At 63.1% G+C, this 23,050-nt stretch carries 16 protein-coding genes and 13 pseudogenes; 18 read left to right on the top strand and 11 right to left on the bottom strand.

Annotation, left to right across the window (positions count from 1 at the left end; all coding sequences use genetic code 11):
• Window positions 1-18: 18 nt before the first annotated feature.
• From ACFODQ_RS03665 to ACFODQ_RS03635, 7 genes and pseudogenes are all read right to left on the bottom strand, one after another.
• Entirely contained in the window at window positions 19-228 is a 210-nt protein-coding gene (locus ACFODQ_RS03665) for a hypothetical protein (protein WP_377015126.1), read from the bottom strand.
• A gap of 214 nt (window positions 229-442) precedes the next feature.
• A pseudogene (folD, locus tag ACFODQ_RS03660) lies at window positions 443-1,276 on the bottom strand (bifunctional methylenetetrahydrofolate dehydrogenase/methenyltetrahydrofolate cyclohydrolase FolD); the annotation flags it as partial.
• 161 nt (window positions 1,277-1,437) lie between these two features.
• The gene (locus ACFODQ_RS03655) at window positions 1,438-2,070 is read right to left on the bottom strand and encodes a response regulator transcription factor (RefSeq protein WP_021028067.1); all 633 of its coding nucleotides are present in this window, start codon (window positions 2,068-2,070) and stop codon (window positions 1,438-1,440) included.
• Entirely contained in the window at window positions 2,067-2,840 is a 774-nt protein-coding gene (locus ACFODQ_RS03650; protein WP_377015123.1) for a sensor histidine kinase, read from the bottom strand. The genes ACFODQ_RS03655 and ACFODQ_RS03650 overlap by 4 nt, the downstream gene beginning before the upstream one ends.
• Window positions 2,837-3,796, bottom strand: a complete 960-nt coding sequence (locus tag ACFODQ_RS03645; RefSeq protein ID WP_377015121.1) for a PAS domain-containing protein — start codon at window positions 3,794-3,796, stop codon at window positions 2,837-2,839. The genes ACFODQ_RS03650 and ACFODQ_RS03645 overlap by 4 nt, the downstream gene beginning before the upstream one ends.
• Window positions 3,793-4,161 (bottom strand): hypothetical protein, encoded by a 369-nt coding sequence (locus ACFODQ_RS03640; RefSeq protein WP_377015119.1) that lies wholly within the window; start codon window positions 4,159-4,161, stop codon window positions 3,793-3,795. Before ACFODQ_RS03640 ends, ACFODQ_RS03645 begins: the two co-directional genes overlap by 4 nt.
• The gene (locus ACFODQ_RS03635) at window positions 4,149-4,619 is read right to left on the bottom strand and encodes a hypothetical protein (RefSeq protein ID WP_377015117.1); all 471 of its coding nucleotides are present in this window, start codon (window positions 4,617-4,619) and stop codon (window positions 4,149-4,151) included. The genes ACFODQ_RS03640 and ACFODQ_RS03635 overlap by 13 nt, the downstream gene beginning before the upstream one ends.
• Window positions 4,620-4,904: 285 nt before the next feature.
• On the opposite strand from ACFODQ_RS03635, the pseudogene aceE reads away from it, so the two are divergent.
• From aceE to ACFODQ_RS03600, 7 genes and pseudogenes are all read left to right on the top strand, one after another.
• Window positions 4,905-7,530, top strand: a pseudogene (gene aceE / locus ACFODQ_RS03630) (pyruvate dehydrogenase (acetyl-transferring), homodimeric type).
• Between the two features lie 21 nt (window positions 7,531-7,551).
• A pseudogene (gene aceF, locus ACFODQ_RS03625) lies at window positions 7,552-9,250 on the top strand (dihydrolipoyllysine-residue acetyltransferase).
• Window positions 9,238-9,584, top strand: a pseudogene (locus tag ACFODQ_RS03620) (biotin/lipoyl-containing protein); the annotation flags it as partial. The pseudogenes aceF and ACFODQ_RS03620, both read left to right, overlap by 13 nt.
• Before the next feature lie 9 nt (window positions 9,585-9,593).
• Window positions 9,594-9,902, top strand: coding sequence for an FAD-dependent oxidoreductase (locus tag ACFODQ_RS03615; protein WP_377015130.1), 309 nt, complete (start codon window positions 9,594-9,596; stop codon window positions 9,900-9,902).
• A gap of 17 nt (window positions 9,903-9,919) precedes the next feature.
• Window positions 9,920-10,510: an FAD-dependent oxidoreductase gene (locus tag ACFODQ_RS03610; protein ID WP_377015128.1), complete on the top strand. Its 591-nt coding sequence runs from the start codon at window positions 9,920-9,922 to the stop codon at window positions 10,508-10,510.
• The gene (locus tag ACFODQ_RS03605) at window positions 10,414-10,656 is read left to right on the top strand and encodes an FAD-dependent oxidoreductase (RefSeq protein ID WP_377015115.1); all 243 of its coding nucleotides are present in this window, start codon (window positions 10,414-10,416) and stop codon (window positions 10,654-10,656) included. The genes ACFODQ_RS03610 and ACFODQ_RS03605 overlap by 97 nt, the downstream gene beginning before the upstream one ends.
• Window positions 10,553-11,205, top strand: a pseudogene (locus ACFODQ_RS03600) (hypothetical protein). Before ACFODQ_RS03605 ends, ACFODQ_RS03600 begins: the two are co-directional and overlap by 104 nt.
• Here the strand turns inward: ACFODQ_RS03600 and ACFODQ_RS03595 are convergent.
• Window positions 11,196-11,837, bottom strand: coding sequence for a VOC family protein (locus ACFODQ_RS03595; protein WP_377015113.1), 642 nt, complete (start codon window positions 11,835-11,837; stop codon window positions 11,196-11,198). The pseudogene ACFODQ_RS03600 and the gene ACFODQ_RS03595 overlap by 10 nt on opposite strands.
• Before the next feature lie 260 nt (window positions 11,838-12,097).
• Here ACFODQ_RS03595 and ACFODQ_RS03590 point away from each other — a divergent pair.
• The 5 genes and pseudogenes from ACFODQ_RS03590 (at window position 12,098) to ACFODQ_RS03570 (ending at window position 16,604) form a co-directional block, all read left to right on the top strand.
• A pseudogene (locus ACFODQ_RS03590) lies at window positions 12,098-13,051 on the top strand (tripartite tricarboxylate transporter substrate-binding protein).
• Window positions 13,052-13,205: 154 nt separating this feature from the next.
• Window positions 13,206-14,177 (top strand): annotated as a pseudogene (locus tag ACFODQ_RS03585) (tripartite tricarboxylate transporter substrate binding protein).
• Between the two features lie 190 nt (window positions 14,178-14,367).
• Window positions 14,368-15,691: pseudogene (locus ACFODQ_RS03580) on the top strand (putative DNA modification/repair radical SAM protein).
• Window positions 15,692-16,057: 366 nt separating this feature from the next.
• Entirely contained in the window at window positions 16,058-16,288 is a 231-nt protein-coding gene (locus tag ACFODQ_RS03575) for a DUF4130 domain-containing protein (protein WP_377015111.1), read from the top strand.
• Between the two features lie 49 nt (window positions 16,289-16,337).
• Window positions 16,338-16,604, top strand: coding sequence for a hypothetical protein (locus ACFODQ_RS03570; RefSeq protein ID WP_377015109.1), 267 nt, complete (start codon window positions 16,338-16,340; stop codon window positions 16,602-16,604).
• Between the two features lie 22 nt (window positions 16,605-16,626).
• Here ACFODQ_RS03570 and ACFODQ_RS03565 read toward each other — a convergent pair.
• A pseudogene (locus ACFODQ_RS03565) lies at window positions 16,627-17,582 on the bottom strand (bile acid:sodium symporter family protein).
• A 922-nt stretch (window positions 17,583-18,504) separates the two neighbouring features.
• On the opposite strand from ACFODQ_RS03565, the gene ACFODQ_RS03560 reads away from it, so the two are divergent.
• The 5 genes and pseudogenes from ACFODQ_RS03560 (at window position 18,505) to ACFODQ_RS03540 (ending at window position 21,507) form a co-directional block, all read left to right on the top strand.
• Window positions 18,505-19,257 carry a hypothetical protein gene (locus ACFODQ_RS03560; protein WP_377015107.1) on the top strand — a complete coding sequence of 251 codons (753 nt, stop codon included), beginning with the start codon at window positions 18,505-18,507 and terminating at the stop codon, window positions 19,255-19,257.
• On the top strand, window positions 19,242-19,658 hold the full coding sequence (locus ACFODQ_RS03555) for a hypothetical protein (protein WP_377015105.1): 417 nt from the start codon (window positions 19,242-19,244) through the stop codon (window positions 19,656-19,658). The genes ACFODQ_RS03560 and ACFODQ_RS03555 overlap by 16 nt, the downstream gene beginning before the upstream one ends.
• Window positions 19,648-20,757, top strand: a pseudogene (locus ACFODQ_RS03550) (YbdK family carboxylate-amine ligase). Before ACFODQ_RS03555 ends, ACFODQ_RS03550 begins: the two are co-directional and overlap by 11 nt.
• A gap of 64 nt (window positions 20,758-20,821) precedes the next feature.
• Window positions 20,822-21,154: a hypothetical protein gene (locus tag ACFODQ_RS03545; protein WP_377015103.1), complete on the top strand. Its 333-nt coding sequence runs from the start codon at window positions 20,822-20,824 to the stop codon at window positions 21,152-21,154.
• Window positions 21,154-21,507: a hypothetical protein gene (locus ACFODQ_RS03540; protein WP_377015101.1), complete on the top strand. Its 354-nt coding sequence runs from the start codon at window positions 21,154-21,156 to the stop codon at window positions 21,505-21,507. Before ACFODQ_RS03545 ends, ACFODQ_RS03540 begins: the two co-directional genes overlap by 1 nt.
• Window positions 21,508-21,602: 95 nt before the next feature.
• Here the strand turns inward: ACFODQ_RS03540 and ACFODQ_RS03535 are convergent.
• A pseudogene (locus ACFODQ_RS03535) lies at window positions 21,603-21,914 on the bottom strand (DUF2322 family protein).
• Between the two features lie 129 nt (window positions 21,915-22,043).
• A pseudogene (locus ACFODQ_RS03530) lies at window positions 22,044-22,554 on the bottom strand (EVE domain-containing protein).
• Between the two features lie 422 nt (window positions 22,555-22,976).
• Here ACFODQ_RS03530 and ACFODQ_RS03525 point away from each other — a divergent pair.
• Window positions 22,977-23,050, top strand: a pseudogene (locus ACFODQ_RS03525) (translation initiation factor IF-1); the annotation flags it as partial.

Genomic DNA, 23,050 nt, shown 5'->3' with positions numbered 1-23,050 from the left:
GCTGCCGCTCCGCCGCGGTCAGCGCGTCACCGGTGTAGCGCTCGTTCGGGTACGCCGAGGCCGTGTAGTGAGGAAGGTGAGGAACTCCCAGCCCGTCCCGGGCGCTGTGACCGTCTTGAGGGCCGCTTCACTCTCGGCCAGAAGCTGGTCGATGGCGGGGGCGATGTGTTCAGGTTGGACCTGGTCAAAGCGGGGCAGGCCGCTGAAATCGAGCAATGGATTGGTCATGGTGCTGTATATGGGGCCTGGCGCCCTGCAATCAATGCCATGTTGGCACTTGGAACGTAATCGCGATCGGAGATCATTGCCTGTCATTTAAGCACAAAAAAAAGCTGCTGGCACCGGCAAGGCGGATGCCAACAGCTATCGTTTTCATAGTTTTACCGCCGCGATAAATCGCGGCGGAATCGAGGCGGTTTTTGGGCAGATCAGGCGCGCTCGGCGACTCCAGCGTGTTGACCATCAGCATCGTGATGGTCATCGGGCCTACGCCGCCGGGCACGGGGGTGATGTAGCCGGCCACTTCCTTGACGCCGTCAAAATCCACATCGCCGCAGAGCTTGCCTTCGGCATTGCGGTTCATGCCCACATCGATCACCACGGCGCCGGGCTTGACCATGTCGGCGGTCAGCACATTGACCTTACCCACGGCCGCCACAATGATGTCGGCCTGGCGGGTCATCGCAGCCAGGTCGGCTGTGCCGCTGTGGGTGATGGTGACGGTGGCGTTGGCCGCCAGCAGCATCATCGCCATGGGCTTGCCCACGATGTTGGAGCGGCCGATCACCACCGCATGCTTGCCGCGCAGGTCCTTCATGCCGATCGATTCGAGCATCTTCATGCAGCCGTAGGGCGTGCAGGCCTTGAAGCCCACTTCTCCCACCATCAGCGCGCCGGCGCTGGCCACATGGAAGCCGTCCACGTCCTTCTTGGGCGAGATGGCTTCGATGACCTTGTGGTCGTCGATGTGCTTGGGCAGCGGCAGCTGCACCAGGATGCCGTGGATGCTCGGGTCGTTGTTGAGCGCCTCGACCCGGGCCAGCAACTCCGCCTCGGTCATGCTCGCGTCGTACTTCTCCAGCACCGAATGGAAGCCGCACTCCTCGCAGGACTTGACCTTGTTGCGCACATAGACCTGGCTGGCCTGGTTGTCACCGACCAGGATGACGGCCAGACCCGGAACGATGCCCTTGGCCTTGAGCTGGTCGGCACGCGCCTTGACATCGGAGCGCAGTTGCTGGGAGAGGGCCTTGCCATCGATCAATTGAGCAGTCATGTGGTCATCCAAAAAGGGTTGCGCGTGGTCCAGCAGCCGGCGAGCCCCCAGCATGGCGCGCGGAATTGAAAAATGCGCCGTACCGAAGCCGGTACCGGCGCATTGCGCTTTGAGAAGCGTTGTTGGAACGTTGTCCCTAGGGCGCGAAGGCCGCTAATTTATCACGTTGCCTTGGCCGCTGCATTGGAGCCCAGCGCAATCTTGAGCAGATCAGCGACGGTATTGGCGCCGAGCTTTTCCATGATGTTGGCGCGGTGCGCTTCGACGGTCTTGATGCTGATGCCCAGGTCATCGGCGATCTGCTTGTTCAGGCGACCGGCCACAATGCGTTCGAGCACCTGCGACTCGCGGCCCGTCAGCTTGGCCAGCAGCGCATCGCGGCTGGCCGCTTGCTGGTGGCCAGCGAAGGCATCGCGTGCCTGGTCCAGCATGCGCTCGACCAAGGCATCGAGCTGGGCTTCGTCAAAAGGCTTCTGGATGAAATCCATGGCGCCTTTTTTCATCGTGTCCACCGCCATGGGCACGTCGCCGTGGCCGGTGATGAAGACGATGGGCAGCGGCGACTTGTTCTCGATCAGGCGGTCCTGCAGTTCCAGGCCGCTCATGCCACCCATGCGGATATCGACAATCAGACAGGCGACCTCGCGGGCATCGTAGCGTGCCAAGAAGGACTCGGCTGAGTCAAAGCAGCGCACCCGGTAATCCTTGCCCTCCAGCAACCATTGAAGCGAGTCACGCACCGCCTCATCGTCATCGACTACGTAGACCGTGCCCTTTTTGGGGATCAAGCTCATGCACAATTCCTTCTATCAGTATTGGTATAGCGCTGGCTATTCAGCCGACTCCGCGGGCTGGCCACCGGAATCCAAAAGCTGAAATTACAACCTGTCACCTCCGGCCCATTGTAGAGGTTCTCTGCCTGCATCCGGCCATGGTGAGATTCGACAATGCTGCGGCAGAGATTGAGCCCGATTCCCATGCCTTCACTCTTGGTAGAGAAGAAGGCCTGGAACAGGCGCTCCAAAGCCTCGGGTGACAGACCGCGCCCCGTATCTTGAACGGAAAACTCTATCACATCCGTGGCGTCGATCTTGCGAGGCACGACGCGCAGTTCCACCATGCGCTGGTGGGCCGGGCGCTGGGCATTGGCAATGGATTCGGCGCCGTTCTTCATCAGGTTGATGAGCACCTGCTCGATCAGGATGCTGTCGACCTTGACCTTGGGCAGACGTGCGGCAACGTGGTGCGAAAGCCGCACATTGTGGCGCTTGAGCTCGATCGAGCCCAGCTCCACCGCTTCGCTGACGATGTCGCTGACATCGGCCAGTGCCCGGTTGGGCTCGCTGCGTTTGACAAAGGAGCGGATGCGGTGGATCACCTGGCCGGCGCGCTGGGCCTGGTGGGCGGTTTTCTCCAAGGCCCCTAGCAGCGCTTCTTCGCTCAGGCTCCCGTTCTTGACGCGGGTGATCATGCCCGAGCAGTAGTTGCTGATCGCCGACAGTGGCTGGTTCAGCTCATGGGCCACGCTCGACGCCATCTCGCCCATGGTCACCAGGCGGCTCACGGTGGCGGCCTTCTCGGCCTGGCGCGCGGACTGCTCCTCGCCTGGCGTCGTGGCGTGATGTCAGTGGCGATCACCATCTGCGCCAGGCGCCCGTCCACCCAGTTGAGGTAGCGCGAGCGCACTTCCAGCCATTTGCCCAGCTCGGCGATATAGATCTCGGCATTGCCGCTGACAGCAGTGGTGATCTCGTCACTGGGCAGGCCCATGAGCCCATCTTCATCGTCCATGCTGGTGTTGGCATTGCTGTTGCTGGGCAACACGCCGGCCTGGGCCACCAATTGCAAATGGCCCACGGTTTGCGAGCCAAACCACTGCCGGTAGAGCTTGTTGGCGAACAGCAACTCGGCACTGCCCAGCGGCGCGACCGACACCGAGGCGTCCAGTGCCTCGAGCACGATGGTGAAGCGCTCATACGACGCCGAGAGCTGCTCGCGGATGCGGTTGGGCTCGGTGATATCGGTCATCGAGGTCATCCAGCCGGTCTGGCGGCCGTGGCCGTCAATCAGCGCGAGACATAGAGCCGGCCTCGAACATCGTGCCGTTCTTGCGCTTGACCCGCATCTGGAACCACCGGGAAACACCTTGCCGCTCATCTCGTCGATCAGCATGTCGTGGTAGGTGCTCTGGTCGCCCTCGGGCCAGTACGGGTAGGGCGGCAGCTTGCCCACCAGCTCTTCCTCGCTCCAGCCGGTCATCTGGCAAAAGGCGGCATTCACATAAGAGATGCGGCCTTGCAGATCCAATGCGCGCATGCCCGTTGAGCACGCTGTTTTCCATCGCTCGGCGGAAATTGTCTCACCCTGCAGGGCTTCTTGCGCGCGTATGCGCTTGCGGGTGTGGCGCCAGGTCGCCACCAGCAGCCAGGCGGTCATAAAGCTCAGCACACAGACCAGCCAGAACAGGCCGTTGCTGACCAGGCCGAGCGAGGTGTGGTAGCCCTGGGCGCGCAGCTTCAACTGTTACCCACGGGAGCGACTGGCATCTCGAATTCATTGGGCGCCGCGCGCCAGGGCAGCAGCCGCTGGGCGGCGACACGTGGGGTGAGCGGAGTGCCGGCCAGCGTGGTTCCCTTGCCGTCCTGCAGGGTCACCGCGTAGAGGGCCAGGATCTCGGTGGGCGTGCCGTAACGCAGCAGGTTGTCGATAGAGAACTCGGCCAGCAGCACGCCGCCAAAGCGGCCCTTCTGGCTGATGGGGACCTCCAGCAGCAGCATGGGCGCTGTCTCGCTGGTGGCCAGTGGCTGCGAGAACACAGGCTGCTGCAGATCGCGCGCCATCTCAAAGAGCTCGAGCAGCTCCTTTTTCTGGATCACCTCGTCCACGGTGAGCAGGTTCTCTGCGGCCACGCTGGGCCAAACTGGGTGGCGCGCACCTGGCGGCCGGTATCAATCCAGGTCAGGGCCTGCAGCTCGGCGTACTGGCTGATCAGCGTGTCAGCCGGTCGTTGAAGCCATTCTTGTCCACGTCCTGGGTTGCCCACGTCGCGGGCCAGGCGCATCAGTTGCTCCTGGCGCTCGGACAGGCGCAGCCGAATGCGCTGCTGGGCATATTCCACATCGCGGCGCATGGCCTCACGCTCACGCTCGAGCTCTTCGCTGCGCAGGTACCAAAAAGCGGCCACGATGGCGATGAAAAACATCACCACGGCCACCAAGGGCGCAATGGCCGCATAGCGATCTTGTCTCGAAGGTGACAATCCTCGCCACCAGGTCTGCCACATCTGCACCAAACGAGGACGGCTGTTTGGGGATGGGGTGGCGGGGCGCTCGGTCGAATTCATGGAGGGTGAGTGTAGTCCAGGGCAGGGCGGCATGCCCTGATGCCGGGCAAATCGTTGATCTGGTCCCCGATGCATCCTGCTGCAGCGCCCATGGATTGTGCGTTTGCAGCAATTTCCCATAATATGAAAATGAAGACCGCTATTTGAAATCTTCAAAAAATGTGAGAAACTCTGGCACAGTCATTCATAGCAGATCACTTGAAGGAGACGCGAGCATGTCGAACCATCCGAACAAAAAGCCGTCAACGGCCCCCCCGCACCGACGACCAAGAAACCCGAGAATGGATGGACGCGCTGTCCGCTGTGATCGACCGTGAGGGCGCAGATTACGCCCACTCGCTGATCGAGCAATTGCTCGAGCACGCGCGCCAGAACAGCGTCGATCTGCCTTTCTCCGCCAAGACCGGCTACGTCAACACCATCGAGACCGAGCAGGAAGCGCGCAGCCCCGGCAACCTCGAGATCGAACAACGCCTGCGCGCCTACATGCGCTGGAACGCCATGGCCATGGTGGTCAAGGCCAACCGCCTGCACCCACCAGAAGGCGGTGACCTGGGCGGCCACATCGGCTCCTTTGCCTCGCTGGCCAGCATGTTTGGCGCCGGCTTCAACCATTTCTGGCATGCCGAGAGCGACAACCACGGCGCGACTGCCTCTACATCCAAGGCCACGTATCGCCGGCATCTATGCCCGCGCCTATCTCGAAGGCCGCATCAGCGAAGAGCAGCTGCTCAACTTCCGCCAGGAAGTGGACGGCAAAGGTCTGTCGAGCTACCCGCACCCCAAGCTGATGCCCGATTTCTGGCAGTTCCCCACCGTCTCGATGGGCCTTGGCCCCATCATGGCGATCTACCAGGCGCGCTTTTTGAAGTACCTGCACGCCCGCGGCATTGCCAACACCGAAAACCGCAAGGTCTGGGTGTTCTGTGGCGACGGTGAAATGGACGAGTTCGAATCCTTGGGGCGCGATCGGCCTGGCCGCGCGTGAAAACCTCGACAACCTGATCTTCGTGATCAACTGCAACCTCCAGCGCCTCGATGGCCCGGTGCGTGGCAACGGCAAGATCATCCAGGAGCTCGAAGGCGAGTTCCGCGGTTCCGGCTGGAACGTGATCAAGCTGATTTGGGGCAAGGGCTGGGATGCCTTGCTGGCCAAGGACCATGACGGCGCGCTGCGCAAGATCATGATGGAGTGCAACGACGGCGACTACCAAGCGTTCAAGGCCAATGACGGCGCCTATGTGCGCAAGAACTTCTTTGGCCGCGATCCACGCACCCTGAAGATGGTCGAGCACCTGAGCGACGACGAGATCTGGAACCTGCAGCGCGGCGGCCACGACTCGCAAAAGGTCTACGCTGCCTTCCACGCAGCGCAAAACCACCAGGGCCAGCCCACCGTCTTGCTGGTCAAGACCGTCAAGGGCTTTGGCATGGGCTAGGTCGGTGAGGGCAAGAACAATGTCCACCAGACCAAGAAGCTGGCCGATGAGGACATCAAGGCCTTCCGCGACGTTTCAACATCCCGATCCCGGACAGCCAGATTGCCGAGCTGCCTTTCTACAAGCCAGCCGACGACACCCCGGAGATGAAGTACCTGCACGAGCGCCGCAAGGCCTTGGGCGGTTACCTGCCCAAGCGCCGCGAAAAGGCCGACGAGCAGTTCACCGTGCCTCCGCTGGACACCTTCAAGGCCGTGCTCGAAGCCACGCCGAAGGCCGTGAGATCTCGACCACGCAAGCCTATGTGCGTTTCTTGACCCAGCTGCTGCGCGACAAGGAAATCGGCCCCCGCGTGGTGCCCATCCTGGTGGACGAGGCCCGTACCTTCGGTATGGAAGGCCTGTTCCGCCAGATCGGTATCTACAACCCGCATGGCCAGCAGTACACCCGGTCGACAAAGACCAGGTGATGTACTACAAGGAAGACACCAAGGGCCAGATCCTGCAGGAAGGCATCAACGAAGCGGGCGCATGTCCAGCTGGATTGCTGCGGCAACCAGCTACAGCCACAGCAACCGCATCATGATTCCGTTCTACATCTACTACTCGATGTTCGGATTCCAGCGCATTGGCGATCTGGCCTGGGCCGCTGGCGACCTGCAGGCACGCGGCTTCTTGCTGGGCGGCACCTCGGGCCGTACCACCTTGAATGGCGAAGGTCTGCAGCACGAAGACGGCCACAGCCACATCCTGGCGGCACCATCCCCAACTGCATCAGCTACGACCCGACCTTCTCGCACGAAGTGGCCGTGATCATGCACGAAGGCCTGCGCCGCATGGTGCAGAACCAGGAAAACATCTTCTACTACCTGACGCTGCTCAACGAAAACTATGCGATGCCAGGCCTCACGCCCGGCACCGAGGAGAAGATCCTCAAGGGCATGTACCTGTGCAAGGCCGGTGGCGCCGGCGACCTGCGCGTGCAACTGCTGGGCTCGGGCACCATCCTGCGCGAATCCTCTTTGCGCAAGAGCTGCTGGCTGCCGACTGGGGCGTGGACTGCCGACGTCTGGAGCTGTCCATCGTTCAACGAACTGACCCGCGACGGCCAGGATGCAGACCGCTGGAACCTGCTGCACCCGCTGGAAACCGCCAAGGTGCCGTTTGTGACCGCCGAGCTGGGCAACAGCACCGGCCGGTGATCGCCTCGACCGATTACATGAAGTCCTACGCCGAGCAGATTCGCCCCTTCATCCCGCGGGCCGCACCTACAAGGTGCTGGGCACGGACGGCTTTGGCCGCTCGGACTTCCGCCGCAAGCTGCGCGAGCACTTCGAGATCGACCGCCACTACATCGTGGTAGCCGCCTTGAAGGCGCTGGCCGAAGACGGCAAGCTGCCCGCGCAAAAGGTCGCCGATGCGATTGCCAAGTACGGCATCAACGCCGACAAGATCAACCCGCTGTACGCCTAAATTGCACCAGGAGACACCACAATGGCATTGATTGACATTCAAGTCCCCGATATTGGCGACTTCGCAGAAGTGGGCGTGATCGAGTTGCTCGTCAAGCCCGGTGACACCGTCGCCAAGGACCAGTCGCTGATCACTGTCGAGTCCGACAAGGCCTCGATGGAGATCCCGTCCAGCCACGCTGGCGTGGTCAAGGAAATCGTCGTCAAGATTGGCGACAAGGTGGCCGAAGGCTCGGTCATCATCAAGCTCGAAGCGGCCGATGCGGCCGATGCCGCTGCTGCCGCACCCGCTGCGCCGGCACCAGCCCCGCCGCTGCGGCAACCGCTCCTGCAGCTGCACCTACGCCAGCACCCAGGCTGCTGCTGCGCCTGCGGCCTCGGGCCCGGTCGAAGTGAAGGTCCCCGATATCGGTGACTTCAAGGATGTGGCCGTGATCGAGTGCTGGTCAAGGTGGGCGATACCGTCACCGAAGAGCAGTCGCTGTTCACCGTCGAGTCGACAGGCCTCGATGGAGATCCCATCGCCCGCCGCTGGTGTGTGTCAAGGAGCTCAAGGTCAAGCTTGGCGACACCATCAATGTTGGTGATCTGGTCGCCATTTGGAAGGCAGCGCCGCTGCTGCTCCAGCGTCCGCACCGGCTACGCAAGCACCGGCGGCAGCTGCGCCGGCTCCCGCTGCCAGCGCACCTGTCCCTGCTGCAGCACCTGTCGCCGCACCGGCTGCAGCTGTTCCCGCCCACAACCCCACCGTGCCGCCCTCGGGCGCGATGCCCTATGCATCGCCATCGGTGCGCAAGTTTGCGCGTGAGCTGGGTGTGCCGCTGGACGAGGTCAAGGGCTCGGGCAACAAGGGCCGTATCACCGCCGATGACGTGCAAGCCTTCACCAAGCAGGTGATGGCTGGTGCCGTGCAGACGAAGGCACAGGCTGCCAAGGCGCCTGCCGGTGGCGGCTCTGGCGCAGGTCTGGATCTGCTGCCATGGCCAAGGTCGATTTCAGCAAGTTCGGCGCTGTCGAGCGCAAGGACCTGTCGCGCATCAAGAAGATCTCGGGCGCCAACCTGCACCGCAATTGGGTGATGATCCCCCACGTCACCAACAATGACGAAGCCGACATCACCGAGCTCGAAGCCTTCCGCGTCTCCACGAACAAGGAAACGAGAAGAGCGGCGTCAAGGTCACCATGCTGGCCTTTGTGATCATGGCCCTGGTCTCTGCACTCAAGAAGTTCCCTGAGTTCAACACCAGCCTCGATGGCGACACCCTGGTCTACAAGCAGTATTTCAACATCGGCTTTGCCGCTGACACGCCCAATGGCCTGGTGGTGCCGGTGCTCAAGGATGCCGACAAGAAGGGCATCATCCAGATCAGCGCAGAAATGGGTGAGCTGGCCAAGAAGGCACGCGATGGCAAGCTGGGCGCGGCCCGACATGCAAGGCGGCTGCATCTCCATCTCGTCGCTGGGCGGCATTGGTGGCACGCACTTCACGCCTATCGTGAATGCCCTGAAGTTGCCATCCTGGGCTGTCCAAGTCGGCGATCAAGCCGGTGTGGGACGGCAAGCAGTTTGTGCCACGCCTGATGCTGCCACTGAGCCTGTCGTACGACCACCGCGTCATCGATGGCGCCTCGGCCGCACGCTTCAATGCCTACCTGGGCCAGGTGCTGGCGGACTACGCCGCATCATCCTGTAATCGGAGACGCACACTATGGCAATCGTAGATATCAAAGTCCCCGACATGGTGATTTCGCTGAAGTGGGCGTGATCGAGCTGCTGGTGCAGCTGGCGACACGTCGCCAAGGACCAGTCGCTGATCACCGTCGAGTCGGACAAGGCCTCGATGGAGATCCCGTCGAGCCATGCCGGCGTGGTCAAGGAGCTCAAGATCAGATCGGTGACAAGGTCGCTGAAGGCTCAGTGATCCTATCGCTGGAAGCCGCAGAAGGCGCAGCTGCTGCCCCCGCACCTGCTGCTGCACCTGCAGCCTCGTCGCCCGCTCCGGCCCCTGCAGCAGCGGCGCCTGCTCCCGCAGCGCAGTCCGCACCAGCTGCAGCGCTGTCCCCGGTGGCCAGCAACTACAGCGGCCAGGTCGATGAAGACTGTGACGTGGTCGTGCTCGGTGGCGGGCCAGGCGGCTACTCGGCCGCCTTCCGCGCCGCTGACCTGGGCCTCAAGGTGGTGCTGGTCGAGCGCTACAAGACGCTGGGCGGTGTCTGCCTGAACGTGGGTTGCATCCCCTCAAAGGCTTTGCTGCATGTGGCTGCCGTGATGGACGAGGTCAAGCACCTGGACGTGGCGGTATCAAGTTCGCCGCGCCCGAGGTCAATATCGACCAGCTGCGCGCCCACAAGGATAAGGTCATCGGCAAGCTGACCGGCGGTCTGGGCCAAATGGCCAAGATGCGCAAGGTCACGATCGTGCGCGGCTATGGCAATTTCGTCAGCGCCAACCACATCGAAGTGCAGGAAACCTCGGGCGATGGCCAGGAGCAGACCGGCGCCAAGAAGGTCGTGCAGTTCAAGAAGGCCATCATTGCTGCAGGCTCGCAAGCCGTGCATCTGCCCTTCATGCCCAAGGACGAGCGCGTGGTCGATTCCACGGGTGCGCTGGACCTGAAGGCCGTGCCCAAGCGCATGCTGATCCTGGGCGGCGGCATCATCGGCCTGGAAATGGGCACCGTCTACAGCACGCTGGGCGCACGCCTGGATGTGGTCGAGATGATGGATGGCCTGATGCAAGGCGCTGACCGCGATCTGGTCAAGGTCTGGCAGAAGATGAACGCGCCGCGCTTTGACAACATCATGGTCAACACCAAGACCGTGGCCGCCGAAGCAACGCCCGAAGGCATCAAGGTCTCGTTCGAGCCAGCCAAGGAGGCGTCACCGTGCCCGAACCCCAGGTGTACGACCTGGTGCTGCAAGCCGTGGGCCGCACGCCCAATGGCAAGAAGATCGGCGCAGAGGCTGCAGGCGTGTCCGTGACGGACCGTGGCTTTATCAATGTCGACATCCAGATGCGCACCAATGTGCCCAACATCTTCGCGATCGGCGACATCGTGGGCCAGCCAATGCTGGCACACAAGGCTGTGCACGAAGCGCATGTGGCCGCCGAAAGTCATCGCCGGTGAGCTGCAAGGCAACAAGGAGCTGGCCGCTGCCGCTTTCAATGCCCGCGTGATTCCATCGGTGGCCTATACCGATCCTGAAGTGGCATGGGTGGGTCTGACCGAAGACCAGGCCAAGGCCCAAGGCATCAAGGTCAAGAAGGGCCTGTTCCCCTGGGCTGCCTCGGGCCGCGCATTGCCAATGGCCGCGACGAAGGCTTTACCAAGCTGCTGTTCGACGACTCGCCCGAAGCCCATGGTCACGGCAAGATCCTGGGCGGCGGCATGGTTGGCACGCACGCCGGCGACATGATCGGCGAGATAGCACTGGCCATCGAGATGGTGCAGACACTGTGGACATCGGCAAGACCATCCACCGCACCCGACCTTGGGCGAGAGCATTGGGATGGCGGCCGAAGTGGCCCATGGCACCTGCACCGATGTGCCGCCAGCGCGCAAGTAAGACCAGCCGGTCTTGATCTAATCCGCAAAAGACAGCCTACGGGCTGTCTTTTTTTGCCTGTGCGCCCAGTGTTCAATGCCGTGCAGACCACGGCATGGGTTTACTCATAGTCAAACTCCGCCCGGTACTCATCCGGGTTGATGCCTTCGGCGCGCAGCGGCTCCACCAGGCGAAAGCGCGTGACCTTGGCCGATTGCGGTGATATAGCCTTTGATGACCCACTCGCGGGTGACAGGGCTGCGCGCCTCTGGGCCAGCTGTTCGATGATGCGCGTGGTCTTGCGCCGGGCCAGCATGCGAAAGAACGCCGGTACATGGGCGAGCAGGCGCTGGAGCAGGTCCTCGGCATCGGCGGTCCATTCGCCTTGCTTGGGCAGCTCGGGCACAAAGCCCCATTCGTCTTCTGTCAAGGCGCGCCACAGCACGATGGCATGGCCATCGGCATCGCTCACGCAGGCCATTTCTTCGAGTTCAGGGGTGCGCATCGGCGCATAGCGTGAGGTGCTGCCTGCCGCCAGCAGGCTTTGGTAGGCCTGGGCCACATCGGCCACCTGCAGGCGCAGGCTCGTCTGCGACTCCACCTTGGGCACCTGCAGCAGCCGCAGCAGAGCGCTGCCGGTGTCGATATCGACATAGCCCTCGCCGCTGCGCGCAGCGGCAAAGCCGATCACATCGCGCCAGAGATGCGTGGCCTTTTCCAGATCGCTGCAGGGAAGGACAAGGTGGCTGATTCCAAAAAACATGGCATACGCTGTGAACAATAAGAGCGCCGATGATAGCGGCCTGCGTGCCGTATCGATCAGAACTGATCGATGCGTACATGCGAGGCGCCACCCACTCGCAGTTGTCTTGGTGACAGGCGAGGCGGCCAAGGCGAGTCAGGATGGGCGAAGATTCCCGGCTAGAAAAAGCCTGCGCAGCGCATCGGCACTTTCTGCCACAGCGCCTGCTGCTCTTGAGGAGACCCACCCCATGACCCCCCAGCGTTTGCCACTACCGCCGCATTGGCCATTGCCGCCAGCTTGGCCGCCGCTGCCATGCCAGCAGCCGCTGCCTACCCGGACAAGCCCATCAAACTGATCGTTCCGTTCCCACCGGTCAGGCCACCGATATCTTTGCCCGCGCGCTCGCCGAGAAACTGGGCCAAAAGCTGGGCCAGCCGCTGGTTGTAGAGAACAAGGCCGGCGCGGGCAGCAATATTGGCTCCGAGCAGGTCGTCCGCAGCGCCGCCGACGGCTATACCTTGTTGGTCGCGGGCAGTGCAATGGCAGTCAACCAGACGCTCTACAAAAAGGTGAACTTTGACCCCCGAGTGGACCTGGTCGGCATCGCTTGATCGCCAAGGTGCCGCCTTGTCTTTCTGGCCAACCCGGCCAGCGGCATCAAGAGCATGAACGACCTGGTGGCCAGGGCGCGGGCCGAGCCGGGCAAGCTGAGCTATGCCAGCGCCGGTATTGGCGGCACCCAGCACTTGAGCGCGGAGATGGTCAAGGCTCGTGCTTCGCTGCAGATCGAACATATTCCCTACAAGGGCAGCGGCCCGGCCCAGGCGGTTTTTCTGGGCAAACCAGGTGCCGTTGATGGTCGACTCAGTCACAGCCGCGCTGGCCATTATCCAGGCTGGCAAGGCCGTGCGCTGGGGGTGACGTCAGCCACACGCTCCAGCCAGTTGCCCCAGGTACCAACGATTGCTGAATCCGGCCTGCCGGAGTTCAAGGGCTTTGAGGCGGTCGGTTGGCTGGGCCTGATGGCCCCCAAGGACACGCCCAAAGCCATCGTCGACAAGCTGAACCAAGAGACGGTGGCCATCCTCAACAGCCCCGAGATGCAGAAGTTCATTCGCGACCGGGGCTCCGAGCCCGCGCCGACCAGTGGCCCGGAGATGGACCGCTTTGTCGCCAGCGAAATTGCCGAATGGGGCAAAGCGGTCAAGCAGTCGGGCGCGACCGTAGAGTAGGGCGTCGCCATCGGCCTCGCCGGCCAGTGCAGGCCGGTTCGCAGTCAGAATCCTTACGGGCTGCCGACCATGTCACCCATGCGTCCCCGTGCCTGGGAGCGCTTTTCTACACTCTTTGTCGCCTATAGACTGAAATGGAGACAAAGAGATGGTGTTGACGCGCAGAAGCATGCTGCAAGCGGGGGCTGCCACGGCAGCTGGTGCATGGATGGGGGCGGGCGCATCGCTGGCCCATGCCAGCAAGACCTTTCCCACCGGGCGATCAAGCTGGTGGTGGCTTTTCCGGCCGGCGGCCCCACGGATCTGACGATGCGCCAGCTCGCTGAGAACGCCGCCAAGGTGCTGGGCCAGCCGATTGTCGTGGAAAACCGCCCGGGTGCGGCAGGATCTCTGCCCGCTACCCAGTTGCAGAACACCGCAGCGGACGGCTACACTATCGCCCAGTTGCCGATGAGCGTGATGCGCCTGCCCTTTACCACCGGCCTCAAATGGAACCCGGTGGAGGACCTGAGCTACATCATCAATGTCACCGGCTATGCGTTCTGCATGGTGGCCAGCACCCAGTCCGGGCTCAAGAGCTGGCAGGACGTGGTGGCCTGGGCAAGGCCAATCCTGGCAAGCTCACGCTGGGCAATACCGGCACCTACACCTCGCCCCATGTCACCTCGGCCATCATTGCGCAGCAGCTGGGCCTGGATGTCGTGCATGTACCGTACAAGGGCTCGTCGGAGCTGATGCGTGCCACGATGGCGGGTGAGGTGATGGTCGCGGCCGACACCAGCGCCGTGATCCCCTATGTGGACCAGGGCCGCATGGTCGCCTTGAACGTCTGGACCGAAAAGCGCCTGCCGACCTTGCCCAACACCCCCACCTTGATCGAGCTGGGCCTGCCGACCACGCAGTACTCGCCCTTTGGCCTGGTGGGCCCCAAGGGCATGCCCGCCGATGTGCAAGCGGCCTTGCACAAGGCCTTCAAGGAAGCGATGGAGATGGAAAGCTACCAGGCCATGCTGCAGCGCTTTGAGATGCTGCCATCTACATGAACAGCGCCGACTACAAAAAGTTTGCCGCCGAGTCCACCGTCAAGGAAAAGGCCGTTCTGGCCAAGCTGGGGCCGCAGGCTTGATGGGGCTGTGATGGCTGTCTGGGGGCAGTTTTCCTGAAAGCTGTATTTATATACAGTATTTGCAGAAAACTACTCTGGTCTGAATAGCGCCGCCATGCGTCCCGGAGGGGCGCGCTCCCAAGGAGGATCACTCCCATCTTGGTGAACGCGAGGAGATTTTGCTAGAATACTGTACATATACACAGTATTTATGCAAACCCTCACCAAACTCCAGATCCTGGCCGATGCCGCCAAATACGATGCCAGCTGCGCGTCGAGCGGCAGCAAGCCCCGCAACTCCCTGGGCGGCAAGGGATGGGCTCGACCGAGGGCATGGGCATCTGCCACAGCTATACGCCCGATGGCCGCTGCGTGTCACTGCTCAAGATTCTGCTGACCAATTTCTGCATCTACGACTGCCGCTACTGCATCAACCGCAAAAGCTCCAATGTGCAGCGTGCCCGCTTTAGCGCGGCAGAGGTGGTGGGCCTGACCTTGGATTTTACCGCCGTAACTGCATAGAGGGCCTGTTTTTGTCCAGCGGCATCATCCAGTCGTCGGACTACACGATGGAGCAATTGGTGGAGGTGGCGCGCAGCCTGCGCGAGGACCATGATTTTCGCGGCTATATCCACCTGAAGACGATTCCGGATGCTGCCCCTGAGTTGCTCGCCATGGCAGGCCGCTATGCCGACCGGCTCAGCATCAATATCGAGCTGCCACCCAGCAGGGCCTGCAGCAGTTGGCGCCCGAGAGGATGCCGTAGGTATTGCCGCGGCCATGCACCAGGTGGCCGAACATATCGAGCTGGCCCGGCAGCAGACGCAAGACCAGCAGGGCAGCAAGCTGGTATCGCTGCCCCGCCAGCGCCAGGCAGCCCGGGCCGCAGCGCCCAGCTATGCGCCCGCTGGCCAAAGCACACAGATGATAGTGGGCGCCGACAGTGCCAATGACGCCACCATCTTGCGCACCAGCAGCGCGCTCTACACCGGCCAGCGCCTGCGCCGCGTCTACTACTCGGCCTTCAGCCCCATCCCCGATGCATCGTCCGATCTGCCGCTGCAGGCGCCGCCGCTGATCCGCGAGCACCGGCTCTACCAGGCCGATTGGCTGATGCGCTTCTACGGTTTCAGCCCTGCCGAGATCACTGCGCCAGCCGCCGGCGGCATGCTCGATCTGGAGCTGGACCCCAAGCTCGCCTGGGCGCTGTCGCAGCGCCAGCATTTCCCGGTGGACCTGAACCGTGCGGCCAAGGCATGGCTGCTGCGGGTGCCGGGCTTGGGCGTAGGCAGTGTCGAGCGCCTGCTCGCTGCCCGCGGGTGCGCCGGCTGCGGCTGGCCGATCTGCAGCAGCTGCGCGTTGCCACCAGCAAGGTGCTGCCTTTTGTCGAGTTGGATGACTACCACCCGCCGCTGGCCATGCTCGACAGTCCCAGCTTGCGCCAACAGCTGCTGGCCCAGATGGGGCAGGGCGCGGTGCAGCGCCGGCACAGCGGTATGCAGTTGGCGGCTGCCGCGCAGATGGCGCTGTTTTGAGGAGGCCCGGCATGCAGGCAGAGAACGACAGCTTGACCGTAATGTTGGAAGCACCGGACGACTTTGCCGGCTTTCGCCAAGCGGCGCGGGTATTGCTGGCCCTGGGCGCAGCGCCCGAGGTGGTGCATTGGCGCTGGACGGATGAACTGTCCACCCAGGCCGAGGATGGTGATTTGTTTGCGGATGCTGGGGCAGCCCATGCTGCGGCTGCCGGTGCTTGGGTTGCCGATGCGCCGGCCCGCGTTATTACCCCCGATGCGTTGGACCGTTTGACCATTGCACCCGGCCAGCCGGTGCATATCGCAAACCCCAGCTGGCTGTGCTGCGCCATGCCTGCTGCCACCGCAACCCGGGCCGCTTTATGCTGTGCTACCGCTGGTTGTGGCGGCTGCAGTGCATGCCAGCCTGGCAGGCGATGCGCTCGATGCCGATTGGCGCGAGATCGAACGCCTGGCCCGTGCGGTGGGGCGAGAGATCCACAAGATGCATGCCTTTGTGCGCTTTCGGCCCGCGCAGGACGAGAAGGGCGCACCGTTGCATGTGGCCTGGTTCGAGCCCGAGCACCACATCGTGCGCGCGGCCTCGGGCTTTTTTTAGGGAGCGCTTTAGCAATATGCGCTGGGCGATTCTGACGCCAGGCTGCAGCGTGCTCTGGGACCAGGAATGCCTGCAATGGGGGCCTGGCGCCACGCAAGCCCAGCACCGGGCCCCGATGCGGGCGAGGCGCTGTGTTGGCCTATTAACAATCGACCTTCACCCGGCGCGGCTCAAGGAGCAGGCCATGCTGCGCGAAATGCCGCGCCGCTACTGGAAGAACCTGCCCGAGACGCAGCTGATCAGCGGCCTGGTCGCAGGCGCACGCAGCCGCACCGGGCTGATGCTGGCGGCGCAACCAGCAGCGCAGCGCGCCTGATCAGCCCTGCGGATCTGCAAGATCAGTGCAGCGAAACGTCTTCGCGGCGCACATGGTCATTGGCCGTGCCCGTGGGGCGGCTGGACCAGTAACCGGCCAGCAGCGAGCCAGAGATGTTGTGCCAGACCGAGAAAATGGCGCCCGGCAGCGCGGCCATGGGGCTGAAGAACTTGGCGCCCAGGCTGGCTGCCAGGCCCGAGTTCTGCATGCCCACCTCAATGGCCAGGGTACGGCAGACCGATTTGTCAAAGCCCAGCAGGCGACCGCCCCAGTAGCCACCCAGGTAGCCGATCAGGTTGTGCGCAATGACGCCCGCCAGCACGACGCCGCCGACTGGTAGCAATGGCGGTCACGGCTCAAGGCCACCACGGTGGAGAGCACCAACAAGATCGCCACCATCGATACGAGCGGCAGCAGGCGCTCTACGCGCTTGATCTGCGCATGCCAGAAATGGTTCAGCAGCAGGCCCAGGCCAATGGGCAGCAGCACGATCTGCGCAATTTCCATCAAAAGCGCGCTGACCGGCACGTCGATCGAGGCCGAGATATACAGGCGCGCGAGCAGCGGCGTGGCCACAATCCCCACCAGGGTCGACAGCGCACTGATCGTCACTGACAGCGCCACATCGCCTTTGGATAGAAAAATCATCACATTCGAAGAGGTGCCACTGGCCACGCTGCCCACCAGCACCATGCCTGCGGTCAGCTCGGGCGGCATGTTCAGCGCCTTGGCAATCAGCCAGGCCGCTAGCGGCATGATGAGGTAGTGCAGGAACAGACCCGCCGCAATCGGGGCCGGGCGCTGCAGCACGCGGCTGAAATCGGCCACGCGCAGGGTCACGCCCATCGCAAACATGATCAGCATCAGCAGCTGGGCAATATGGGGCTTGAAGCCCAGGAAGGCCGAGGGCGCGCTGTAGGCGATCAGCGCCATCACAGCCGCCCAGACGGGGAAAAGACGGGTCAACAAGGCAAGCACGGATATATCCAGACCAAAAACGGGCCCCAGGTTGTGCGGAGGGACAAATCCGGATGCACAGGGGCCAAAAAGCAGGGAGTGGCTGATGCGTGGTCGCGGCTGCGCTGTCACGCTCGTCCGCCGGGCAAGGTGCCCGACCAGGGATAGCGGACCGGGGCAGCAAAAAGGGCGGTGAACGCGGCGCTACCGGTGGGTAGCGGGCAGGCGCTGGGAGCTTGTGGCTGGCCGCATCAGAGCCGCGATCATACGGTTACGGCTGCAACTGGTTGGGGCGGGCGGCGGGGTGGCATCACTGCGCAGTCGGATATTGGCGCGCACTGCCTGGCGGTGCTGGGGCAGGTGCGGGCACCGGGCTTGCCAGTGCAGCTTACCGATGGGATGCTGGCATCTTTTGTACCCACCGCATGCTACGTTCCAAATAGCACGCTTGGGCGCCAATGCAGGGCTGGGTGCTCGGCACACCTGCCTGGTAAAAAGAGCGGCTCATGCGGCCTGCATTGTAGGACTGAAGGCTTTTTGTGCCCAGCGCCGGCATGCTGTGTGGTGGCAATCGGCAGATCATCCAGTAAAGTTGTTGAGATTGGTTAACGATCTGATGCATAAGTGCAACAAGGTGCCTGGGCACCACGCTGGTGCATCCCCTGCCTCGCAGTGCCTGCCACGGTCTGGCTTTTGAAGCTGGCCACGTCAGACAGCGGCACTGCCAGGCGATCTACAGCTCTGTGCCCTGCGGCCATGCATGCAGGACACACTTTTTGGAGGAGGGTGCAGATATGCCACCCCAAGCAGCATCTTCCATGCCGCTGCCGCAGATCGGCGGCTGGCTTGAACACAGTGTGGGCCCCTTGATGAGTTGGTGCGTGCTGGTTGCAGCTGCGGCACTTGCCGGGCACGCGGTTTTCCGACTCACCGGTTTTCGCGCATGCTGGGCTATACAGTGGTGGGCCTGCTCGCTGGCTGGCTGGGCTTTGGCGATCTGCCCTGGCCGCTGCAGGGCAACACCCAGGTGCTGCTGCACACGGCAGTGGGCACCAGCATGCTGATTGCGGCCTCGCAAATCTCCCTGAAATGGCTGATGCGACAGCCATTTTTGCTGTTGCAAAGCCTGGTCGAATCGATGGCCGCTCTGGTGCTGGTCACGGCCACTTTGCAATTGCTGGGCATGGGTTGGGCGGTGTCGCTAGGGGTAGGGGTGGTGGCCATGGTGGCCTCGCCCTCGGTGCTGCTGCGCATCTCGGCCGACCTGCGCTCCAGTGGCGCCGTGACCGACCGCAGCTTGCTGATGGCCACCTTGGGCTGCATATATGCGCTGGTGCTGGGCCTGGTGGTCACCGTGGCCTGGTCGCCCGTCGCGGGCACGGATGCGCAATCGGGCCTCGTGCTGACGGCAGCTGGCATGGGCCACTTGCTGTGGAGCCTGGGTTTGACCCTGCTGTGGGCGCTGCTGACCACCGCCGCGCTATGGCCGGTGCTGCGCTGGCGATCGTCGCGCAGTGATTCCACGGCGCTCTACATGCTCGCGGTGCTGGTCGCTGCCAGTTTGCTCGCGGAGCGTCTTGGCGGCTCGGCGGCGCTGGGCTTTGTGCTGGCCGGTGTCATGCTGCGCAACCTGAGCCCCAAGCCCATGGTCTGGCCCTCGGCCTTTAGGCCGGCAACACCATGCTCAATTTGCTGATGTTTGTGCTGGTGGCCAGCATGGCCGGCCAGATTGCACCCAGCGCGGCGCTGATCAGCCTGGTCGCTGCCGTCAGCCTGGCGCGGCTGCTGGGCAAGATGGGCGGCGTGCTGCTCTTGGGCGCGGGCACCGGCATTGGCTGGTTGCGCCAGTGGCCGGTGGCCTGCGCACAGTCGCCCAGCTCGGCCTGGCCTTGCTGCTGGCTTCGGCCAGTGGCGCAATGGGCTGCGATCAACCCGGAAGTGGCAGTGAGCGTGTCGTCCATCGCGCTGCCGATGATTGTGCTGTGCGAGGTGATTGGCGTGCTGCTGGCCTCGCTCGCTTTGTGGCGCAGTGGCGAGGCGCACCGCGGCATCGGCCTGTCTGCCCTCACCAGCAAGGAGAAACGCCATGACGCTTGAAGCCTTCCACCAGTCCGAGGCCTTGACGCTCGGCGTCGAGCTGGAGCTGCAGCTGGTCAACACCAACCACTATGACCTGACACTTATGCGCCCGATATGCTGGCCTTGCTGAAAAACGCGCAGGTGCCCGGCTCCATCGTGCCCGAGGTGACCACGAGCATGATCGAGATATCGACCGGCATCTGCACCGACGCCCAGGACGCCTACCAGCAGCTGAGCGTCACGCGCGATGCGCTGGTCAAGGCGGCAGACAAACTCAATATTGCGCTGGCCGGCGGCGGCACGCACCCGTTCCAGCAGTGGCACCAGCAGCGCATCTACAACAAGCCGCGCTTCAAGGAGATCACCGCGCTCTACGGCTACCTCACCAAGCAGTTCACCATCTTTGGCCAGCATGTGCATGTGGGCTGCCCGGGCGCCGATGCGGCGCTGATGATGCTGCACCGCCTCTCGCGCTATATCCGCACTTTATTGCGCTGTCGGCCTCCAGCCCCTTGTGCAGGGGCAGGATACGGCCTTTGATTCGGCGCGGCTCAACTCGGTGTTTGCGTTTCCGCTCTCGGGCCGGGCGCCGTTTGCGCTGCACTGGGAGGACTTTGAGCGCTACTACGACAAGATGACCGCCACCGGTGTGATCCACAGCATGAAGGACTTCTATTGGGATATTCGGCCCAAGCCGGAGTTCGGCACGGTGGAGGTGCGGGTGTTTGACACGCCGCTGTCCATCGAGCGCGCCGTGGCGCTTGCTGCCTATGTGCAGGCGCTGGGCGCCTGGTTCCTGGCCGAGGAGCCGTTCGAGCCTAGCGAGGATGACTACCTGGTCTACACCTACAACCGCTTCCAGGCCTGCCGTTTTGGCCTTGAAGGCGCCTATGTGGACCCGGCAACCAGCGAGTCCTTTGGGCTGCGCGAGCATATCTTGCTGACATTGCAGCGCATCCAGTCCTATGTGCCGGAGAACAGCAAGGAGGCCTTGCAGCAGTTGCGCAAGACCGTCAACGAAGGCGTCAACGACGCGAGCCGCCTGCGCGAAGCCTATGCCCATGCCCAGCAGCTGCCTGAGGTGGTGCGCCAGTCGACCTTGCGCTTCCGGTACTGAGGCAAAACCGGCAATTAAATCCACCGGGTTGAAGGCCATCCGGGGCTGGCCTGCATTACAGTGCATGGGCCAGCCCTTCTTTTTGCCTTCACCCGTGTCTGAAAAAACTCTGCTGCTTATCCAGGTCGGCACACCGCCCGACGACATCCGTGCCCAGGTCGGCGATCTGCCGCTGTGGTTCTCCGCCGTCCTCGCCGCTGGGCCTGCCTTCCAGGTGGTGCGGGTGTTCGAGGGCGAACCCTTGCCGCCGCATGATGCACACAGCGCTGCGATCATCACCGGCTCCTGGGCCATGGTGACGGACCTGCTGCCCTGGAGCGAGGCGACCGCCCAATGGATACGGGAGGCGATGGCGCGGGACATGCCGCTCTTTGGCATTTGCTACGGCCACAGCTGATGGCCCATGCGCTGGGCGGCCGGGTGGACTACCACCCCCAGGGGCGCGAGATGGGGTGCCTGGATATTGCGCTGCTGCCAGGCGCAGAGCACGAGGCCTTGCTCGCTGGCTCAGGCCGGCACTTCAAAGCCAACCTGACCCATATGCAGACGGTGCTGGAGCTGCCGCCCGGCGCCGGGTGCTGGCCCGCTCGGCCCATGATCCGCACCAGGTCGTGCGCTATGGGCCCCATGCGGTGTCCACCCAGTTCCATCCGGAGTTCAGCCCGGCTGTGGCTGCCGCCTGCATCGAGCTGCGCGCGCAGGTGCTGCAAGCTGAAGGTTTTGACCCGGCGGCGATGCTCGCGCAGCTGAGCGACACGCCCGTGCCCCAGCAGATGCTGCAGCGCTTTGTGGCCGCCTATGCGGCAGCCAGCAGCTGCGCCGGCGCTGCAAGCGGCCCAGGTGCCTCAGGCCGAGACGATCTTGACGGTATAGCCCTTGCCGGAGGCGATCACCTCCATCAGGCGATCAATATTGGGATGCGCGCCGGGCGGGCCTTGCGTCATCCGTGTGCTCGGCAAAGATCGTGAGGCCTTCTTCGGCCGCTGCCACATTGATGCCGCCATGCTTGGCCGCCAGCGCGTTGTAGAACTTGACCGAACCGCTTTGCCCGGTGCATTGGGAATGGTGGCCGCCACCTGGCCATCGGCAGCGATCAGTTGCAGCTCGGCGATATGGTCGATGGAGGGCAGGGACTGGAGGTTGTCAGCAAAAGCCATGGGGATTCCTGGGCGCAAAGGTAGTATCAAAAAAATAGCTGCCGGTGCTTATTGCATGGGCAGCTCACGGGTTTTGTATTATGCAGCAGCGCTTGCCGCCAACGGGGGCTGGCAGCGCGCTCGCGCGCATTAGCCCTGGGCCTTGACCAGGTCCATGATAAAGCGCCAATGCGCCTCGTCCACCGGCGTGATCGACAGGCGATTGCCTTTTTGCAGCACGCGCATCTCTTGCAGCTCTGGGTACTGGCGCAGTGCAGCTACCGTGATCGGCCTGATCTTGCGCAGCGCCTGCACATCGAGCATCAACCAGCGCGGGGCCTCCGGCTTGGACTTGGGGTCATAGTATTTGGCTGCGGGTCAAACTGGCTGGTATCGGGCCGCAGCTGGCCTGCAATGCGGGCAATGCCGTAAATACCGGGCTCGGCGCAGCTCGATGCCAGTACAGCACACCGTCACCCACCTGCATGTCATCGCGCATGAAGTTGCGCGCCTGGTAATTGCGCACCCCATCCCAGGCAATGGTGGCATCGGGGGCGCTGAGCGCATGGTCGATCGCATAGTCGTCCGGCTCGTTTTTCATCAGCCAGTAGCGGGGGGATGCAGCATTCATGGTGTTCGTTGGTGAAGGGGCGGGAGCCATCGGGTTGCACGGCCTGGAGCCAGCCGCGCATGCATGCGCCATGCTAGCGATGCGCCGGCGCTGCTGCTGCCAGCACAGCCATGCGGGCCTGCGGATCACCGGCGGCGTTTATACGAGACAAGCCACAGCGGAATTGGCAGCAACATAGTACAATAGAGAGCTTTGCAAGCTTTTATAGCTTGGAGGCGTTGGCTGCCCTGGCAGCTGCGCCGTCAATATTGTGTGGGATGCTGGCTGTTGCGCCCCGTTGTCGGGCTGGCAGATTTCCACTTGGTTGCCTTGAAGGCCCTTGCCCCTTGGGTGGCGAGAGTTGGCAAGGCCCTCCCGAACCATGGAGAGAGCCACCGCTTGTTGGTGGCACTGAGAACAGCATGGCGAACCGGTTTCGCAATGCACCACTAGACAAGGATTCGTCGACTTATATGGCTAAAGAAGAACTGATTGAGATGCAAGGCTCCGTGACCGAAGTGCTGCCCGATTCGCGCTTTCGCGTGAA

The sequence above is a fragment of the Comamonas sp. JC664 genome (assembly GCF_042647185.1).
Note: the sequence above shows the minus strand (reverse complement) of the source record. Positions and strands in the feature narration are given on the sequence as shown.

Coding starts and splice junctions, on each gene's coding strand:
- ACFODQ_RS03545 (WP_377015103.1), top strand. CDS start 20,822: ATGGGCCAGCCCTTCTTTTTGCCTTCACCCGTGTCTGAAAAAACTCTG.
- ACFODQ_RS03555 (WP_377015105.1), top strand. CDS start 19,242: ATGCTCAATTTGCTGATGTTTGTGCTGGTGGCCAGCATGGCCGGCCAG.
- ACFODQ_RS03595 (WP_377015113.1), bottom strand. CDS start 11,837: ATGTTTTTTGGAATCAGCCACCTTGTCCTTCCCTGCAGCGATCTGGAA.
- ACFODQ_RS03540 (WP_377015101.1), top strand. CDS start 21,154: ATGGCCCATGCGCTGGGCGGCCGGGTGGACTACCACCCCCAGGGGCGC.
- ACFODQ_RS03665 (WP_377015126.1), bottom strand. CDS start 228: ATGACCAATCCATTGCTCGATTTCAGCGGCCTGCCCCGCTTTGACCAG.
- ACFODQ_RS03560 (WP_377015107.1), top strand. CDS start 18,505: ATGCTGGGCTATACAGTGGTGGGCCTGCTCGCTGGCTGGCTGGGCTTT.
- ACFODQ_RS03635 (WP_377015117.1), bottom strand. CDS start 4,619: ATGAATTCGACCGAGCGCCCCGCCACCCCATCCCCAAACAGCCGTCCT.
- ACFODQ_RS03655 (WP_021028067.1), bottom strand. CDS start 2,070: ATGAGCTTGATCCCCAAAAAGGGCACGGTCTACGTAGTCGATGACGAT.
- ACFODQ_RS03610 (WP_377015128.1), top strand. CDS start 9,920: ATGGCCAAGATGCGCAAGGTCACGATCGTGCGCGGCTATGGCAATTTC.